This window comes from Halocynthiibacter styelae (genome assembly GCF_016123485.1).
Taxonomy (GTDB): Bacteria; Pseudomonadota; Alphaproteobacteria; order Rhodobacterales; family Rhodobacteraceae; genus Halocynthiibacter; species Halocynthiibacter styelae.
In genome coordinates this window covers 46,900-62,821 of the sequence record NZ_JADCKQ010000003.1, presented here as the reverse complement: position 1 = coordinate 62,821, position 15,922 = coordinate 46,900, and the positions used below count along the sequence as shown (strand labels likewise).

The 15,922-nt window shown below is 54.6% G+C and carries 18 protein-coding genes; 9 read left to right on the top strand and 9 right to left on the bottom strand.

Annotated features, from left to right (window positions below):
- Positions 1 to 61: 61 nt before the first annotated feature.
- The gene (gene parC, locus H1D41_RS04755) at positions 62 to 2,326 is read right to left on the bottom strand and encodes a DNA topoisomerase IV subunit A (RefSeq protein WP_228847835.1); all 2,265 of its coding nucleotides are present in this window, start codon (positions 2,324 to 2,326) and stop codon (positions 62 to 64) included.
- 152 nt (positions 2,327 to 2,478) lie between these two features.
- Here parC and H1D41_RS04750 point away from each other — a divergent pair, with 152 nt between their 5' ends.
- The gene (locus H1D41_RS04750) at positions 2,479 to 3,015 is read left to right on the top strand and encodes an SH3 domain-containing protein (RefSeq protein ID WP_228847834.1); all 537 of its coding nucleotides are present in this window, start codon (positions 2,479 to 2,481) and stop codon (positions 3,013 to 3,015) included.
- A gap of 200 nt (positions 3,016 to 3,215) precedes the next feature.
- On the top strand, positions 3,216 to 4,046 hold the full coding sequence (locus tag H1D41_RS04745) for an SDR family NAD(P)-dependent oxidoreductase (RefSeq protein ID WP_228847833.1): 831 nt from the start codon (positions 3,216 to 3,218) through the stop codon (positions 4,044 to 4,046).
- A 9-nt stretch (positions 4,047 to 4,055) separates the two neighbouring features.
- Here H1D41_RS04745 and H1D41_RS04740 read toward each other — a convergent pair whose 3' ends face one another.
- Positions 4,056 to 4,922 (bottom strand): helix-turn-helix domain-containing protein, encoded by an 867-nt coding sequence (locus H1D41_RS04740; RefSeq protein WP_228847832.1) that lies wholly within the window; start codon positions 4,920 to 4,922, stop codon positions 4,056 to 4,058.
- A 438-nt stretch (positions 4,923 to 5,360) separates the two neighbouring features.
- Here H1D41_RS04740 and H1D41_RS04735 point away from each other — a divergent pair, with 438 nt between their 5' ends.
- The 6 genes from H1D41_RS04735 to H1D41_RS04710 all read left to right on the top strand — a co-directional run bounded on the left by H1D41_RS04735 (position 5,361) and on the right by H1D41_RS04710 (position 9,170).
- Positions 5,361 to 5,564, top strand: coding sequence for a hypothetical protein (locus H1D41_RS04735; protein WP_228847831.1), 204 nt, complete (start codon positions 5,361 to 5,363; stop codon positions 5,562 to 5,564).
- A gap of 195 nt (positions 5,565 to 5,759) precedes the next feature.
- A complete protein-coding gene (locus tag H1D41_RS04730; protein WP_107497318.1) occupies positions 5,760 to 5,966 on the top strand; it encodes a twin transmembrane helix small protein in 207 nt (68 codons plus the stop codon).
- Positions 5,967 to 6,539: a cob(I)yrinic acid a,c-diamide adenosyltransferase gene (locus H1D41_RS04725; RefSeq protein WP_228847830.1), complete on the top strand. Its 573-nt coding sequence runs from the start codon at positions 5,967 to 5,969 to the stop codon at positions 6,537 to 6,539.
- The gene (locus H1D41_RS04720) at positions 6,539 to 7,303 is read left to right on the top strand and encodes a hypothetical protein (protein ID WP_228847829.1); all 765 of its coding nucleotides are present in this window, start codon (positions 6,539 to 6,541) and stop codon (positions 7,301 to 7,303) included. Before H1D41_RS04725 ends, H1D41_RS04720 begins: the two co-directional genes overlap by 1 nt.
- 182 nt (positions 7,304 to 7,485) lie before the next feature.
- Positions 7,486 to 8,244: an electron transfer flavoprotein subunit beta/FixA family protein gene (locus tag H1D41_RS04715; RefSeq protein ID WP_228847828.1), complete on the top strand. Its 759-nt coding sequence runs from the start codon at positions 7,486 to 7,488 to the stop codon at positions 8,242 to 8,244.
- On the top strand, positions 8,244 to 9,170 hold the full coding sequence (locus tag H1D41_RS04710; RefSeq protein ID WP_107497321.1) for an FAD-binding protein: 927 nt from the start codon (positions 8,244 to 8,246) through the stop codon (positions 9,168 to 9,170). Before H1D41_RS04715 ends, H1D41_RS04710 begins: the two co-directional genes overlap by 1 nt.
- A 21-nt stretch (positions 9,171 to 9,191) precedes the next feature.
- On the opposite strand, the gene H1D41_RS04705 is transcribed toward H1D41_RS04710, so the two are convergent.
- A complete protein-coding gene (locus H1D41_RS04705; protein ID WP_107497413.1) occupies positions 9,192 to 10,055 on the bottom strand; it encodes a DUF6473 family protein in 864 nt (287 codons plus the stop codon).
- Positions 10,056 to 10,240: 185 nt separating this feature from the next.
- Here H1D41_RS04705 and H1D41_RS04700 point away from each other — a divergent pair, with 185 nt between their 5' ends.
- Positions 10,241 to 11,116: a 3-hydroxybutyryl-CoA dehydrogenase gene (locus H1D41_RS04700; RefSeq protein WP_228847827.1), complete on the top strand. Its 876-nt coding sequence runs from the start codon at positions 10,241 to 10,243 to the stop codon at positions 11,114 to 11,116.
- 57 nt (positions 11,117 to 11,173) lie between these two features.
- Here the strand turns inward: H1D41_RS04700 and H1D41_RS04695 are convergent, their stop codons facing one another.
- Genes H1D41_RS04695 through H1D41_RS04670 form a run of 6 tightly spaced genes read right to left on the bottom strand, consistent with a single transcriptional unit; the run spans position 11,174 to position 15,902 of the window.
- Positions 11,174 to 12,061 carry a lysophospholipid acyltransferase family protein gene (locus H1D41_RS04695; protein ID WP_394355384.1) on the bottom strand — a complete coding sequence of 296 codons (888 nt, stop codon included), beginning with the start codon at positions 12,059 to 12,061 and terminating at the stop codon, positions 11,174 to 11,176.
- A 37-nt stretch (positions 12,062 to 12,098) separates the two neighbouring features.
- Entirely contained in the window at positions 12,099 to 12,368 is a 270-nt protein-coding gene (locus tag H1D41_RS04690) for an HPr family phosphocarrier protein (protein ID WP_107497324.1), read from the bottom strand.
- A 6-nt stretch (positions 12,369 to 12,374) separates the two neighbouring features.
- The gene (locus tag H1D41_RS04685; RefSeq protein WP_107497325.1) at positions 12,375 to 12,770 is read right to left on the bottom strand and encodes a PTS sugar transporter subunit IIA; all 396 of its coding nucleotides are present in this window, start codon (positions 12,768 to 12,770) and stop codon (positions 12,375 to 12,377) included.
- On the bottom strand, positions 12,767 to 13,672 hold the full coding sequence (gene rapZ, locus H1D41_RS04680; protein WP_394355388.1) for an RNase adapter RapZ: 906 nt from the start codon (positions 13,670 to 13,672) through the stop codon (positions 12,767 to 12,769). The genes H1D41_RS04685 and rapZ overlap by 4 nt, the downstream gene beginning before the upstream one ends.
- Before the next feature lie 17 nt (positions 13,673 to 13,689).
- A complete protein-coding gene (locus tag H1D41_RS04675) occupies positions 13,690 to 14,142 on the bottom strand; it encodes an HPr kinase/phosphorylase (RefSeq protein WP_228847825.1) in 453 nt (150 codons plus the stop codon).
- 11 nt (positions 14,143 to 14,153) lie between these two features.
- Positions 14,154 to 15,902 (bottom strand): sensor histidine kinase, encoded by a 1,749-nt coding sequence (locus tag H1D41_RS04670; RefSeq protein WP_228847824.1) that lies wholly within the window; start codon positions 15,900 to 15,902, stop codon positions 14,154 to 14,156.
- Positions 15,903 to 15,922 lie beyond the last annotated feature (20 nt).

Here is a 15,922-nt window from a genome sequence, read left to right as displayed (position 1 = left end):
CGGGATATCATAATACGAAACCGTCCCGGGCCATCAGAAACAGGCCCGGGACGGTTCTAGATCAAGTGAATTTATTGTCGCGCGGGAAGCCCCTTGGCGCCATGCGGCCGGCACCTGCCCGTTTTCCGGCCCATTCGTCCAGCTCGATTTCCGTACGCGTACGCCCGGCAGGATCCAGCCAGGTCAGGCCTTCTTCACGGTTAAACGTGCGGACATCCGACAGGCCACCGTCTTTGTATTTCTGCAGACGCACACCCTTGCCACGGCCCATTTCCGGCAGCTCATCGACGCCAAAGATCAGGACTTTTCGGTTTTCACCCACACAGGCCACGCTGTCGCCTTCAATGGATTTACAGGTCAGTGCAGTCACATCGCCCCGCACATTCAACACCTGTTTCCCGGTCCGGGTCTGCGCCAGAACATCGCTTTCCGGCACCACAAAACCATCACCAGCGGTAGAGGCCACCAACAGTTTGCGATCTGGCTGATGAATGAAGAAATCAACGATTTCCGCATCATTCGGCAGATCAATCATCAGGCGCAGGGGTTCACCCATGCCACGTCCGCCCGGCAGGCTGGACGCAGGCACAGTATAGAAGCGCCCGTTCGCACCAAAGACCAGCAGGCGATCAGTGGTTTCCGCATGGAACATAAAGCGCGGGCCGTCGCCGTCTTTGAATTTCAGCTCTTTATCAAGCGCGATATGGCCGGACATCGCCCGGACCCAACCCATTTCGGAACAAACCACAGTGATCGGTTCACGTTCGATCATCGCCTCAATCGGGACGTCTTCGACTTCCACAGCTTCCGAGAATTGCGTGCGACGCAGGCCGCCATCGTAAGCCTTGCCAAAGGTTTTCTTGGTCTCTTTCAGCTGATCAGAAATACGGCCCCATTGCAGGCCCTCATCCGCCAGAAGTTCCTCAAGACCCTTACGTTCCTCAAGCAATTCATCATGTTCGCGCTTCAGTTCCATCTCTTCAAGACGGCGCAGAGAGCGCAGGCGCATGTTCAGGATGGCTTCGGCCTGAGGTTCGTTCAGGTAAACCCCGTCACCCCAGTCTTCCGCCAGCATGACAGCTTTGGGATCATCTTCATTCCGGATGATTTCGATCACACGATCAAGGTTCAGGAAGGCAATAATATAGCCTTTGAGAACATCCAGACGCTTATCAATCTGACCCATGCGATAGGTGGAACGGCGCTGCAGAACATCGCGACGGTGATCAAGGAAAGCGCGCAGAACCTCTTTCAGGGAACAGACCTTTGGCGTCACACCGTCAATCAGCACGTTCATGTTCAGGTTAAAGCGGATCTCAAGATCGGAATTCTTAAAAAGCGCGTTCATCAGAATGTCAGGATCAACATTCTTTGACTTCGGCTCGATGATCAGGCGGATATCTTCCGCGCTTTCATCGCGCACATCGCCCAGGATCGGGATCTTTTTCAGCTGGATGGCTTCGGCGATTTTCTCGATCAGCTTGGATTTCTGAACCTGATAAGGGATCTCAGTGACCACAATCTGCCAGGTCCCACGCCCCAGATCTTCGACTTCCCACTTACAGCGCAGGCGGAACGCGCCGCGGCCGGTCTGGTAGGTTTCCAGGATGCTTTCGCGTGGCTCAACGATCACACCACCGGTCGGGAAATCCGGGCCGGGTACATAGTTAAGCAAAGTCTCATCACGGGCATCCGGGGTTTTGATCAGATGCAGGCAGGCGTCACAAAGTTCCGCGATATTATGGGGCGGAATATTGGTCGCCATGCCAACCGCGATCCCGCTGGATCCGTTTGCCAGAAGGTTCGGGAAGGTCGCAGGCAGAACGGCGGGTTCTGTCAGGCGGCCATCGTAGTTGTCGCGAAAATCAACGCTGTCCTCGTTCAGACCTTCCAGCATGGCTTCCGCCACTTTGGTCATCCGCGCTTCTGTGTAACGTGAGGCCGCCGGGTTATCACCGTCGATATTGCCGAAGTTGCCCTGACCATCGACCAGCGGATAACGCACCGAGAAATCCTGCGCGAGACGCGCCATGGCATCGTAAATCGCCGCGTCGCCATGCGGGTGGAAATCCCCCATCGTGTCGCCTGAAATTTTCGCAGACTTCAGAAAGCCGCCGGATGAGGCCAGCTTCAGACGACTCATCGCGTAAAGGATTCGCCGGTGAACAGGCTTCAGACCATCGCGTGCATCCGGCAGGGCGCGGTGCATAATTGTGCTTAACGCATAGGTCAGATAGCGTTCGCCAATGGCGCGGCGCAGGGGTTCGGCACTTTCGTTCAGCCCATCTTCGGGCATTTCCGGGTCGTCTTGAATAATATCGCTCATGCCTTCGTGATACCCGTCCGGCGCGCCCTGGTAAACCCACCTCAGATCATCCCGGGGACTCGCTCAGGGGGTAAAAATAATTTTCATTCCCCCGAGACAAATTAACCTTAATCGGATAGTTTGAATTTGGGTAACAAGTGAGTATTTGGGTAATGATCAGATTAACGACGCTTCTCGTCGCGGTTATGGCAATTGTCGCCATGACAACCGGCGAAAAAACATCTCAGCCAACAACCGAAACAGCAACTGTTGCTGAGGCCACGCAAGCTTCAGAACCTGTGCAGCAGCCTGTTGAAACCCTGGCTCCGCCACCTGCCCAACCACCGCAACTGACGGAAACACTTGGCGTGGCGCATGCAGAAGGCGTGACAATCCGGGAATACGCCCGTTCAGATTCACCAACCTATCTGCGTAAAATGGTAAACATGGGCAGCTCGGACGCACCGGCAGAAGCCCGTATTCATCAGGCGGCTGCTTCGGGCGCAACAACCAGCCAGGTTTTTCAGGTCAGCGGCAATGTGGTGAACCTGCGTTCCGGCCCATCCACCAGCAACAGCGTTGTCGCAAGCCTGACACGCGGGACTGAAGTTGAAGTTCTGGCCCATCACGGCAGCTGGGCGGAACTGGTTGTGCTGGACAGCTCGGAAATCGGATACATGTCTGCATCCTTCCTGCAGGCGGCAAACTGACCCCCCATCTCGATCAATTTTATCAAGACTACAAACTGGCGATTTCACTACGATATGGCGCGGGCATCTAAATCAGTACCCGCGCTACAATCATTTGCAGCTGCCAACGCATCAGTCGCCACGGCGTCCACCCCGCACGAATAACGCGTGACAAATTCCCTGACCTGGGCGACACATGCGCAGGCTTTCGGGGAAACTTCATGACAAAATCCATTCTGATTACAGGCTGCTCATCGGGCATTGGTTATGACGCTGCGCATGGTTTACGTGCGCGTGGCTGGCAGGTTTTTGCCTCTTGCCGCAAGATCGAAGATTGCGCACGCCTTCGGGATGAGGGCTTTGAAAGCCCGCGCATTGATTATGAAGACGAAGCCAGCATTGAAAGCGGCCTGGCCGAGGTTCTGGACGCAACCGGCGGCACACTGGATGCGGTCTTTAACAATGGTGCCTATGCAATCCCCGGGGCGGTGGAAGATCTGCCACGCGGTGCCCTGCGCCAGATCTTTGAGGCGAACTTCTTTGGCGTACATGACCTGACCCGCCGGGTCATTCCGGTGATGCGCAAACAGGGGCACGGGCGGATTGTGCAATGTTCCTCGGTGCTTGGCTTTGCCGCCCTGCGCTATCGCGGTGCCTATAATTCCACAAAATTCGCCATGGAAGGGCTGACCGACACGCTGCGCCTGGAAATGCATGGCACCGGGATTGATGTTATTTTGATCGAACCCGGCCCGATCACCACAAAGATCCGCAAAAATTCGCAAAAGCCGTTTGAAAAATGGATCAATTGGGAAGACTCTGCACGCCGCACTGAATATGAAAAGGCCTTCCTGCCACGGCTGTATGATGAAAGCGGAAACAAGGACACATTTGAACTGCCACCCGAAGCGGTGACAAAAAAGCTGATCCATGCGCTGGAAAGCAAACGCCCGAAGCCACGCTATTATGTGACCACGCCGACCTATATCATGGGGATTGCAAAACGGTTGCTGCCGACACGCGGGCTGGACTGGCTGGCACGCCGGGCCTGAACCCGGCGATCAGCGTAACCCGTACTGCGGAATATCCAATGTGTCGATCTGGTGCTGGATTTCTTCTGGCAGCTCACCCTTATCATACACCCCGGAACGCCGTGCCGCAGCAAGCACATCAGATACATTCGCAGGCAACAATTCCATCACGCAAGGCACCCAGTTCAGCTGATCCCGTCCCGGCGTATAGCTGAGCGACATAAAACCGGAATAAGTATCGTTGCTTCGAAAGCGCAGCGGGGAAGCCGGCAACAGAAAACTGGTTGCCATCACATTCGCAACAGAATCTGAAAACGAAATATTGATCCCGGAATGTGATTTTACACCCACCCCAAGACACACATGATCAATCGGGTCTGATTTCTCAAGAATACCGTAGCGTCTGAGATTTTTGATCATGATCGTCCGGACTTTGGCGACGCCGTTGTTCAGCTTGACGCTTGCCATGTAGCCTTCATATCGCCCTGGCTGCTGAAACAGCCCCTTCCAGAACATATACAATCCGCTGGGAAGCAAATTTTCGTTCAGCTGGAAGTGACGTCTCGCAAACATCCGGTGCAAATCACCCGAAAGCTGATGTTCGCTAAGACTGACGTCAGGATCCTCATGAGGCACCATCAGCCAGTTCAGTGGCAGATTGTATACGGATGAAACACGCACGAGAAATTCAGGCCGCGGAATAGACTGACCGTTCAGATATCTACTTAACTGCGTTCGGTTGACGCCAACTTCATCAGCAAATGCGCTGACAGAGCCAACCATTTCCGAAACAACACGCAGCCGGTCACAAATCGTCTGACGTATCGCGGCAGGGTCTGACTGCGTTCCTTCATTCTCGCGAGATGGGAACAAAACTCGTTTACTTGCTACTGACACCGATCCGCATCCTACTAACTCAGTCACTCACAATCTCTGACAGGAATACATAATGCACCGACGATGACTACTCAAGTACGCACATCAACAGAGTAGTTACACGATGTGCACAATCGGCACACCTCAGTCAGATATTGACACAATTCGCGGTCAAACTGTGCGAATTTATATCGTTTCTGTTCCAGTTGCACACATTTACAGGCCATGCATCCAATGGGAATATGGCAACAAGAAAGCGAAACCCTGAACACTGCAACTGGCGCACAAATCCGCAAAACCGCCACATCTGATACCCACAACCAACACTCAGACCTGAATTTGCTCATATTTTCGAGTGAATTTTCGCAACCCAAGACCACGCCCCCAAAGAACAGTTTTAAACTGAACCCGATTGACAACAGACAACGCGAACGGGACACGACCCAAAGGAGAAGCACAATGCAAGCGACTGAAACCATCGTCAACATGGACAGCTACATTTCCACCCGGCCTGCAAAAGAAGAACGCATGCAGACAGCCGCACAGATCCTTGAAGATCTTGCTTATGACCTTGCCGGCAATATGCGCCCGGATCAGACCGGTCAGCTGATCACATTTGCGCGGGAACTGATGGTTCTGTCCCGCGAAGTACAAAGCCACTGACACCACAACCCGAAGCAACGGATTGCCGCGTAAAGACCACGAATATACACGCGGCAATGGGTAAAGCAGCAGACACAGCCTTCCGATACTCCACACGCCCCTACTGTATCTTCCTCCCTGGCGGGGTGGCGCAATGCCGCTTCGCTTTTTTCTGTATTCACGTTAAACCGGGGCGCGCAGGACGAAAGGAATCTCATGTTTAGCGACCCTATTTTTATACTGGTGGCCTTGGCTGTGTTGGTCACGCTGGTTGTGCTGATGACCGGCATTGGCGGCTTTGCCAAAGGCGGGGAATTTAACAAAAAGCATTCAAACCGGCTGATGCGCTGGCGCATTATTGCCCAGGCAGTCGCGGTTGCGCTGATCCTGCTGTTCATCGCGCTGCGCGGGGGTATTGGCTAAATGGTTGTTCTGAATAAGATCTACACACGCACCGGTGACAAGGGCGACACAGCACTTGGCAATGGCGACCGGGTGGCAAAACATTCCCTGCGCGTGACAGCCTATGGCACCACGGATGAACTGAACTCGCACCTCGGCGTGGCCCGGCTGCATGCCGAAGGCGATTTCAACGCGCAGCTTTCCATGATCCAGAATGATCTTTTTGATCTGGGCGCGGATCTGTGTCGCCCGGATATGGAAAAAGACGCCGAGTCAGAATACCCGCCCCTGCGTGCCACAATGGCGCAGGTCGAACGGCTGGAAGCTGAAATTGACGCGATGAACAAAGACATTGCGCCCCTGCGCAGCTTCATTCTGCCCGGCGGCTCTGCCCTTGCCGCACATCTGCACATCTGTCGCACGGTATCGCGGCGCGCAGAACGTTGTGCGGTGGAACTGGCCGAGATCGAATCTGTAAACCCCGCCGTGATCAAATACCTGAATCGCCTGTCCGACTGGTTCTTCGTTGCCGCCCGTGCGGCCAATGATAACGGCGAAACAGACGTGCTCTGGGTGCCTGGCGCCAATCGCTGATGGAATCGGATGCGCATACACCCGGCGGCTTTCTGTCGCCGGAACTTGCGCATCTGGTTGAAATTGCCCCTGAAACCTTCCCCGCCAGCAGGCCTGACAGCCTGGAGGTCTGCACGTTTTGCTGTATGAGCGAAGAGCGGGAAGCCGAGATACTGCGTCAGCCCCGGATGGATGTCAGTACACAAATGCTGGAGGACTGGCTTGGGTCCGCCTTTGGTGACAATCCGGATGGAAAAACGACCTTTCTCTGGCTGTTGCCCGCAATTGCCCGAAGCCTTGCACAAGGCGAAGACCCACTAGCATGCGGCATTCCATTGGCTTTCGCACGTGCCTCACGAACCGACTGGCCCATCCACTCCTGGACAACGCCCCAACAGAACTGGATCCAATCTTTTGCCACGCATCTTCTGAATGCCAGGTGTGAATATGCACGTCCGGAAATAGACGGTTTTTCCTGCATGTTCGCGATGGCGGGAATGCCGGTTGGAACACTTGTGAACTGCATTAAAACCATCCCTCTGGACCGTTTCGCAATCGCCATAGCGCGGGACATGGAGCTGCGTGAGGACATGGGCAGCAGCCCGTTCTGGGAAGATGAGATCGCACCCCATGAAGCCTTCACCAAAGCGATTTCTGAATGGTTCGAATCTGAAGACCTGAAGGGACATGTCATCACGCTGATGGATGGGGATATTTCGGATGAGCTTCTTGAGGCGCTCTGGCTGTACCCCTGGAAAACCGGGCATTACTACGATAAGGCCTGACCTGATCACGACTGAGCACGAAATATTCCTGCAATGAATCCCCTTCAAAATGGGAAAACGCGACGGCAAACGCCGCGTTGCGTCGATTTTGACCTGTTTCCCGCGCCGCAGAATCGCTAACACATGCGGGAGAGCTTTGAATGGTGTCCGGTGTGGCGCCAGATTTTGAGGAGAAACACGCCATGAAGGTACTCGTACCTGTAAAACGCGTGATCGACTATAACGTGAAAGTACGCGTAAAAGCGGACGGCAGCGGTGTTGATCTCGCCAACGTTAAAATGTCGATGAACCCATTTGACGAGATTGCCGTCGAACAGGCCATCCGCCTGAAAGAAGCTGGTAAAGCTGAGGAAGTCGTCGCTGTATCCATTGGCGTAAAGCAGGCACAGGAAACTCTGCGTACTGCTCTGGCGATGGGCGCGGATCGCGCGATCCTGGTTATTGCAGCCGATGACGTGCACCAGGACATCGAACCGCTCGCGGTTGCGAAAACCCTGAAAGCCATTGTTGACGAAGAGCAGCCAGGTCTGGTTCTCGCTGGCAAACAGGCGATCGACAACGACATGAACGCAACCGGCCAGATGCTGTCCGCACTTCTGGGCTGGTCCCAGGGCGCTTTCGCATCCGAGCTGGACATCGACGGTGACAACGCGGTTGTAACCCGCGAAGTCGACGGCGGTCTGCAGACCATCAAGGTGAAAATGCCAACAGTTGTGACTGTTGACCTGCGCCTGAACGAGCCGCGCTATGCGTCTCTGCCAAACATCATGAAAGCCAAGAAAAAGCCGCTGGATGAGAAAACAGCTGCGGATTATGGCGTTGATGTTTCCCCACGTCTTGAAATTGTTTCCACTACTGAACCGGAAGCACGTAAGGCGGGCGAAATCGTTGGTTCTGTTGATGAACTGGTTGCGAAACTTAAAGAAGCGGGAGCAATATAATGGCTGTACTTCTTTTGGCTGAAGTTGCTGGTGGCGAACTCTCCGTTGATGCAACTGCAAAAGCTCTGACCGCGGCGAAAGCCATGGGTGATGTTACTGTTCTCTGCGCTGGCGCAGGCTGTGGCGGTGCTGCGGAAGCAGCGGCGAAACTGGACGGTGTTTCCAAGGTTCTCTGCGCAGATGACGCTGCTTATGGCAACGGTCTGGCTGAACCAATGGCAGATCTGCTGGTCTCCCTGGCTGGCGACTATGAGCACATCGTAGCGCCTGCGACCTCCAGTGCGAAAAACATCCTGCCACGTGCTGCGGCTCTGCTGGATGTGATGGTGATCTCTGATGTGTCTGCCGTCGTTGACGCAAACACATTTGAGCGCCCGATCTACGCTGGTAACGCGATCCAGACTGTGAAGTCTTCTGATGCGAAGAAAATCGTTTCTGTACGTACTTCTACATTCGACGCAGCTGGCGAAGGCGGTTCCGCCGCTGTTGAAGCTGTTGCGGCAGCTGGCAACGCCGGCCTTTCTGAGTGGGTTGAAGACAAGGTTGCAGAATCTGATCGTCCAGAACTGACATCTGCGGGTGTTGTTGTGTCCGGTGGTCGTGGCGTTGGTTCCGAAGAAGACTTTGCCCTGATCGAGAAACTGGCAGACAAACTGAATGCGGCTGTTGGCGCATCTCGCGCTGCGGTTGACTCCGGCTATGCACCGAACGACTGGCAGGTTGGTCAGACCGGTAAAGTGGTTGCACCTGATCTGTATGTCGCGATCGGTATTTCCGGCGCCATCCAGCACCTTGCTGGTATGAAAGACTCTAAGATCATCGTTGCGATCAACAAAGACGAAGAAGCACCGATCTTCCAGGTTGCTGATTACGGTCTGGTCGCTGACCTGTTCGCAGCCGTACCAGAGCTGACTGAAAAGCTCTGATACAACGCTGATCTGAGAATTTTAAAGGGCCCGCCGATTGCGCGGGCCTTTTTGTTGCAGAAGATCCGAAACCGCATCACTGATCACCTGCGCGACTTCCTGATGACAGGTGACGGACATCAGTTCGGATGCGGTCGGTTCTTCCATGGGGGAAATCACCATACCATCCGTGTCGCCCGACATCATATCCGCTGGTGGCACAATTTCGAGATAGCCGTCATATTGATCATCCAGTGCATTGATCATCTCACGATCAATAAACAAAGGCGCATCGCCCTGGCTTTCGATATTTTCCTCTTCATCTTCCGGCGTGAACTCCGACAGCCAGACCAATAATTTCTTACCTTCGATCTGCGACAGAAGGTTTTTCATCCGCGCAACCCAGGCATCTTTCAATTCGCGCCGGACAATTTCAAACCGGTCCGGCGACAGGGTTTTCAGGCTGGTCAGCAAGTGACGCGTGAAATTGAATTCCGTGAAATCAACCTCGCGGTAAATCGTCTGCAAAAGGGTAGACGCCCGCACGAAACGATCATTGCGCCGCGGATGCACGGAATAAAACCGGTTCGACATATTCTGCGCACCCAGCACCTGCACCACCGTCAGTTCCGCATTATGGCAGACATCCATCACAGCCTGGTCATGGGCATACACATCGATCCCGGCGTTCACACAGCCAAGGTTCACCGACATCACGCCACTTAGTTCTTCAACAATGTCGGAATATGGTTTTTCAATAAACTTCCCATAGGTCTGCGTCCCGCCCAGATAGGCGACATAGGGCTGATCCAGCTTACGCTTTGGCCCCCGGAACAGCAGTTTCGATTTCCCATACCGGCAAGGATAATAATCCAGCAGGGATTCACTCAGATTTTCATAGGCCATGAACAGTCCCACCTCACTTTTATTTCAATTCACCCGTGTTGATTCCTGACAGCAGAAAGTTTCCAAATGCCTAAGCGACAAATTAGACAAATTCGCTTTACCCTGCGTTCACCCTCTTGCGCCGCCTCGGCTGGCGGGCCTATGGTCTGGCAGGTCGTGTAAGGCCAGATCGAAAGGGCGAGAGAATGGATATTCAGTCGGTTGGTGTTATTGGCGCAGGTCAGATGGGCAATGGCATTGCGCATGTGTTTGCACTGGCGGGCTATGATGTTGTGATTAATGACATCTCTGAGGATAACCTGACTGCTGCGATCACCCGGATCACCAAAAACATTGACCGCCAGGTCAGCCGCGACAAGGTTTCTCAGGCCGATCGTGATGCCGCACTGGCGCGGATTTCCACGACCCTTAGTCTGCCTGAACTGGGTCAGACCGATCTGGTGATCGAGGCCGCGACAGAACGAGAAGAAATTAAAGTTTCGATTTTTAAGGAACTCGTCCCGCATCTGAAGCCAGAGACAATCCTGACCTCAAACACCTCGTCTATTTCCATCACGCGCCTGGCATCCGGTACGGACCGCCCGGAAAAATTCATGGGCTTCCACTTCATGAACCCGGTGCCCGTGATGCAGCTGGTGGAACTGATCCGCGGCATCGCCACGGATGAACCAACCTACAAAGCCCTGCTGGCCGTTGTGGAAAAACTGGGGAAAACCGCCGCTAGCGCCGAAGATTTCCCAGCTTTCATCGTGAACCGCATCCTGATGCCGATGATCAACGAGGCCGTTTATACGCTGTATGAAGGTGTGGGCAACGTGTCATCAATCGACAGTGCGATGAAGCTTGGCACCAACCACCCGATGGGCCCGCTGGAACTTGCGGATTTCATTGGTCTGGACACATGCCTTGCGATTATGAACGTGCTGCATGATGGCCTGGCCGACACCAAATACCGCCCCTGCCCGCTGCTGACCAAATATGTCGAAGCCGGCTGGCTGGGCCGCAAAACCGGGCGTGGTTTTTATGACTATCGCGGTGAAACACCCGTCCCGACACGGTAATCCACAGATACAGAAAAGCCCGGCATTGCCGGGCTTCTTTCTTTATGGATCAGCTGATCACTTCTCGCGCAGATCCAGCACTTTCTGGCGCAGCCAGGTCATGAAGCCGCGGGAATTGCTGTAGTGTTCTTTCAGATCATCCTGTGACAGGGGCTGACCGATTACCGGTTTCTGCGGTTTGTTCAGCGCGTATTTGATCTCATGCAACAGCAGGCCCTGGCGCAGGGTTGCGGACACCTGGTTTGCAATCTGATACGCACGGGAGTTCTGGCCCGGAAAATAGATCGGCAGCACGGTTGCACCGGAACGCTCAATCATCTTGGCGGTGAATGGGTTCCATTCAGCTTCGATCGCTTCACCAAACCAGGTTTCAGACGCTGCCACCTGACCCGCCGGGAAAAGGATAATCACCCCGTCGTCCTTCAGGTGCTTCATCGCTTCTTTGCGCATGTTCAGATTCTTACGGTTGCTGTCTTCCTCATGTGGGAAAGCAACAGGCAGCATGAAATGTTCAATCTCAGCCACACCCGTCAGCAGGGAACGCGTCAGGATCTTATAATCCGTGCGCACCTGACCAATCAGTTCAGCCGCAATCAGACCATCCACAAGACCGCCCGGGTGGTTCGCCACAACGATCAGCGGGCCTGTCTTTGGGATCTGGTCGCGCTGTTCCTGCGGGGTGAGGATCTCAATCCCCATCGCTTTCAGGCCTTTGGTGAAGAACGGATGCCCGAAAGGCACGCCGCTTTTCTCAAATTTACGGATCTTAAACAGCAAAAGCGCCTTGCCTGTCAGCCATTCGAGCACCCGGATGGTCGTGACCTTCCACGGGTTGGTGAATGTGTTGGCATAAGACAGGCGACGTCCGTCATAAGGATCGACATTGCGGTCAATAACAGGATTGGCATTCTGCTGATCGGGGGTATTGGAGGTATTCTCAGTCAAGACGCCATCCGCTTCATTTGTGCCCAAAAGGGCTGTATTAAAAATCTTCGCCGAATTTATCGGCAACCAGCGCGTCAATTGCTTCAAGCAGCGCATCTGCCTGATCACCGCTGGTTTCGACCTCAATAGAGGTTCCCTTAGAGGCTGCCAACATCAAAAGCCCCATAATAGAGTCCCCCGAGGCATCCATACCATCGCGACGCACTTCAGCACGGGCCTCATGGGCTTCCACAACTTCCACCAGTTTGGCAGAGGCACGGGCATGCAGCCCTTTTTCGTTAATAATGTTCAGTGTTCTGATTGCCATTTTTACTTACCCTGCACGCATGCCGTCGCAACAATTTATATACTTCCGCCCCGCCTGCAACGCATTGTCAATCGCCACATCAAACGGACGGGACCGGGATTTCGCCAGCTTTAGCAGCATCGGAAGGTTTACGCCATAAAGCACTTTGCGGTCATCATTGCAGCAGGCCGGCAGCGACAGGTTTGAGGGCGACCCCCCGAACATATCAACGACAATTGCCACCCCGTCACCAGCATCAACCGCATCCGCAGCGGCACAGATTTCCGCACGCTTGCTGTCGCGGTCATGATCATACTCAATCGCAATCGCACGCATTCCGGACTGAACACCAACGACATGTTCCACGGCCTTCAGATACTCACCCGCAAGCCCACCATGCGCGACAATCACAATCCCGATCAATTCCGTTTCCCCACTTCGCTCGGGCTTTCGCCTTTGGCTTTGCGTTCCAGTTCCCGGTGGCGCAGCGATGCTGACCACCCGTTCTGCCTTAACGTCGCTGCAAGCTTTTCCGCGACCGTTACAGATCTGTGCTGACCACCCGTGCAGCCAAACCCGATAGACAAATGTGCCTTACCTTCTTCGATATAGGCTGGCAGCAGCATTTGCGACAAATCGGTGACTTTGTCAAAGAACTCTGTAAAGCGTGTGTCCTGCGCAACATATTCAGCCACCTCACGATGCTGCCCATTCATGCCCCGCAAAGCAGGTTCCCAATAGGGATTGCGCAGGAAACGGCAGTCAAAAATCATATCCACCCCACGCGGCACACCGCGTTTATAGGAAAAACTGTGGATGCTGACCGCAAGGCGTTGGCTGGTATCCGGGGCAAACCAGTGTTCAACTTCAGCCCGCAACTCATGCGGGGTCAGTTCAGAGGTTTCGATCAGAATATCGGCACGGGCACGAATCGGCACCAATAGATCATTTTCCCGCTGAATGCCCAGCGCCGGATCTTCGGCCGGGGCCAGGGGATGACGGCGGCGGGTTTCTGAGAAACGGCGCAACAGCACATCATCGCGGCAATCCAGAAACAGGGTCTGCGCTTTGATGCCTGCGCGCTGCCGTAAATGTTCCAGAACATCCAGCAATGCATCGGTGGAAAAGTCACGGTTGCGGGCATCAATGCCCAGCGCCAAGGGCTGATCAAGCGGGGGGCCGTCCAGAAGCCGCGGCAAAAGCGTCAGAGGCAGGTTATCAATGGCTTCAAACCCGATATCTTCCAGCACATTAATCGCGGTTGAACGTCCTGCACCGGATGGGCCTGTCACCAGGACAAGCCGCTGGCCCGTATCTGCAGGCATCTGCATTGTGTCATCCGTCATAGCTCTGCTCGTCCGCTTTTCAGAAACTGCAGTATTGCTGCGGGAAAATACGGGGCATCCACGCGGCGAACTACAGGGAGGTTCACCCCAAGAATGCTGCAACTGCGAGGGACCGGCAAGCGGTCCTTTTCGGCAGTCTCAAGATCAACAACCAGCACGATTTCAGCGCTTTGCACATAATCAGCTTTCAGAATGCCCACCCCGCGTGCCTCGACATGCCCCGGCAGGGTGTCGGGCGCATGGGCCTGAAGGAACTGATCCTGTTTCGTTATATGCACACGATCGTCCGCAACCAGAAGCGCGCCGCAGGCCATCAGTTGCAATGCAAACCCGGATTTACCGCTGCCAGATCGCCCGAGGATCAAAACAGCTTTGCCATTCAGGGCCACCGCCGTTGCGTGTAACGTTTTGGATATTTCCGGTGATGTCCTGACTTCCTTCACTGACATCACCTTTCCTCTTAAACAGGCAAACCAACAACAAAGCGCGCCCCAAGAGGTTCGGACATTAAGTCAGCCTCAGTCGGGCGAATGTTTTCCGCCCAGATCACGCCCCCATGAGCTTCGACGATCTGTTTGGAAATTGCCAGCCCCAACCCGGAATTGTTACCAAACTGCCTTTCAGGGCGTTCAGAGTAAAACCGGTTAAAAATCTTCTGCAAGGCCCCATCGGGGATGCCCGGACCGGTGTCTTCAACCACCACAAGAATACGGTTATCCCGACGCCGCACCCAGACACGAATAGCATCACCGTCTTCGCAGAAAGAAATCGCGTTGGTGATCAGATTGACAAAAACCTGGGCCAGCCGGGCCTCAAGCCCGTGGAAAACGATATTCTCGCGCGGAAGATCCGCAATAAATTCAACCCCTTTGCGTTCCGCTTCACCGGCCAGATAGTCTGTCAGGTTTTTCAGCATCTTGAGAAGATTGAATTCCTGTTCGTCTTCCTTGACCAGCTCACTGTCAAGACGCGAAGCATTTGAAATATCACTGACAAGACGATCCAGGCGCCGCACATCATGTTCGATCACATCATGCAGACGGTCCCGATGTTCATCCTTCTTCGCCACCCGCAACGTCCCGATCGCGGATCGCAGCGATGCCAGCGGGTTCTTAATTTCATGCGCAACGTCAGCGGCAAATTGTTCGTTGGCGTCAATCCGGTCATACAGTGCGGCAACCATGCCCCGCAACGCACCCGACAAACGCCCGATTTCATCTGGTCGCGCCGTCAGATCCGGGATCCGGATACGACCCGGGTTAATCTTGCGGGCTTTCTCATCCCGCCCCAGTTCGGCAGCCGCAGCCAGATCGGACAGCGGGTTCGCCATAGTAGAGGCCAGCACAAGTGACAGTACGATCGAAACAAGGATCGCAATCACAAAGATCTGCAACACCTGTTCGCGTTCCTGTCGCACCAGTTCATCAATTTCGCCAGCAGCACTCAGAACGGCGAGCACCGAAGCCACCCGCCCCTGCGCCATGACCGGTGTTGAGACCGCGAAACTGGTGCCTTCATGCGCATTGCGCCAGGTCCGGCTCATAGCGCCTGCAATCAGTGTCTGGTCGATCAGTTGTTGCGCGCGATCACGGGCACTGTGGGTATCTTCCGGCATCTCAGGCGCCAGGACACCAGAAATCACATCCCAGATCGAGTTCAGAAAATCAGTGATCAGAGTCGCACGATCACCGCCCCCGGATCCGGGCACCAGCGAATTCCGGCTGTGGCCCCGGGCTGACCCCAGATAATCTCCATCCGGAGAGAAAACAAAAGTTTCAACCCCGGGGGGCAGTTCCAGCCCCGCAAGCGTATCGGAAACGATCCCCGCGTCAAAGAACGTGTCTATCCCCCGGGCATTCAGCCCTGCCGGTCTTCGGGCATTTTCAAAGCGCAGCTGTGCTTCAAATACATCCGCAATCAGTTCTGCTTCCGCCTGAAGCCCGACTTCACGCTGAAGCACCAGACTGTCCCGGAATGGGTTCAGGAACAGAACACCCGCCACCAGAAAAATCAGCGCCAGCAGATTAAACGTGATGATTTTGCGGGCAAGCGGCGACCGGTTCAGAGACACAATCCCGCCCCGGTTTCGCCGGCTCAGGGTTTCTGCGTCAACAGATCCGTCTGCAGCAACCCAGTCCTCCCCAAGGACAACACCTGGTTGGTGTGCCTGAGGGTCCCCCGGGGCTTTATCACCGGAAGGTATAGTCATAGATCAGCTCCGGGCTGATT

Bases quoted from the DNA above. Each gene is read 5' to 3' on its own strand.
- parC (WP_228847835.1), bottom strand. From the start codon at position 2,326: ATGAGCGATATTATTCAAGACGACCCGGAAATGCCCGAAGATGGGCTG.
- rapZ (WP_394355388.1), bottom strand. From the start codon at position 13,672: ATGCCTGCAGATACGGGCCAGCGGCTTGTCCTGGTGACAGGCCCATCC.
- H1D41_RS04705 (WP_107497413.1), bottom strand. From the start codon at position 10,055: ATGGCCTATGAAAATCTGAGTGAATCCCTGCTGGATTATTATCCTTGC.
- H1D41_RS04670 (WP_228847824.1), bottom strand. From the start codon at position 15,902: ATGACTATACCTTCCGGTGATAAAGCCCCGGGGGACCCTCAGGCACAC.
- H1D41_RS04750 (WP_228847834.1), top strand. From the start codon at position 2,479: ATGATCAGATTAACGACGCTTCTCGTCGCGGTTATGGCAATTGTCGCC.
- H1D41_RS04735 (WP_228847831.1), top strand. From the start codon at position 5,361: ATGCAAGCGACTGAAACCATCGTCAACATGGACAGCTACATTTCCACC.
- H1D41_RS04715 (WP_228847828.1), top strand. From the start codon at position 7,486: ATGAAGGTACTCGTACCTGTAAAACGCGTGATCGACTATAACGTGAAA.
- H1D41_RS04745 (WP_228847833.1), top strand. From the start codon at position 3,216: ATGACAAAATCCATTCTGATTACAGGCTGCTCATCGGGCATTGGTTAT.
- H1D41_RS04720 (WP_228847829.1), top strand. From the start codon at position 6,539: ATGGAATCGGATGCGCATACACCCGGCGGCTTTCTGTCGCCGGAACTT.
- H1D41_RS04730 (WP_107497318.1), top strand. From the start codon at position 5,760: ATGTTTAGCGACCCTATTTTTATACTGGTGGCCTTGGCTGTGTTGGTC.
- H1D41_RS04690 (WP_107497324.1), bottom strand. From the start codon at position 12,368: ATGGCAATCAGAACACTGAACATTATTAACGAAAAAGGGCTGCATGCC.
- H1D41_RS04675 (WP_228847825.1), bottom strand. From the start codon at position 14,142: ATGTCAGTGAAGGAAGTCAGGACATCACCGGAAATATCCAAAACGTTA.
- H1D41_RS04700 (WP_228847827.1), top strand. From the start codon at position 10,241: ATGGATATTCAGTCGGTTGGTGTTATTGGCGCAGGTCAGATGGGCAAT.
- H1D41_RS04710 (WP_107497321.1), top strand. From the start codon at position 8,244: ATGGCTGTACTTCTTTTGGCTGAAGTTGCTGGTGGCGAACTCTCCGTT.
- H1D41_RS04725 (WP_228847830.1), top strand. From the start codon at position 5,967: ATGGTTGTTCTGAATAAGATCTACACACGCACCGGTGACAAGGGCGAC.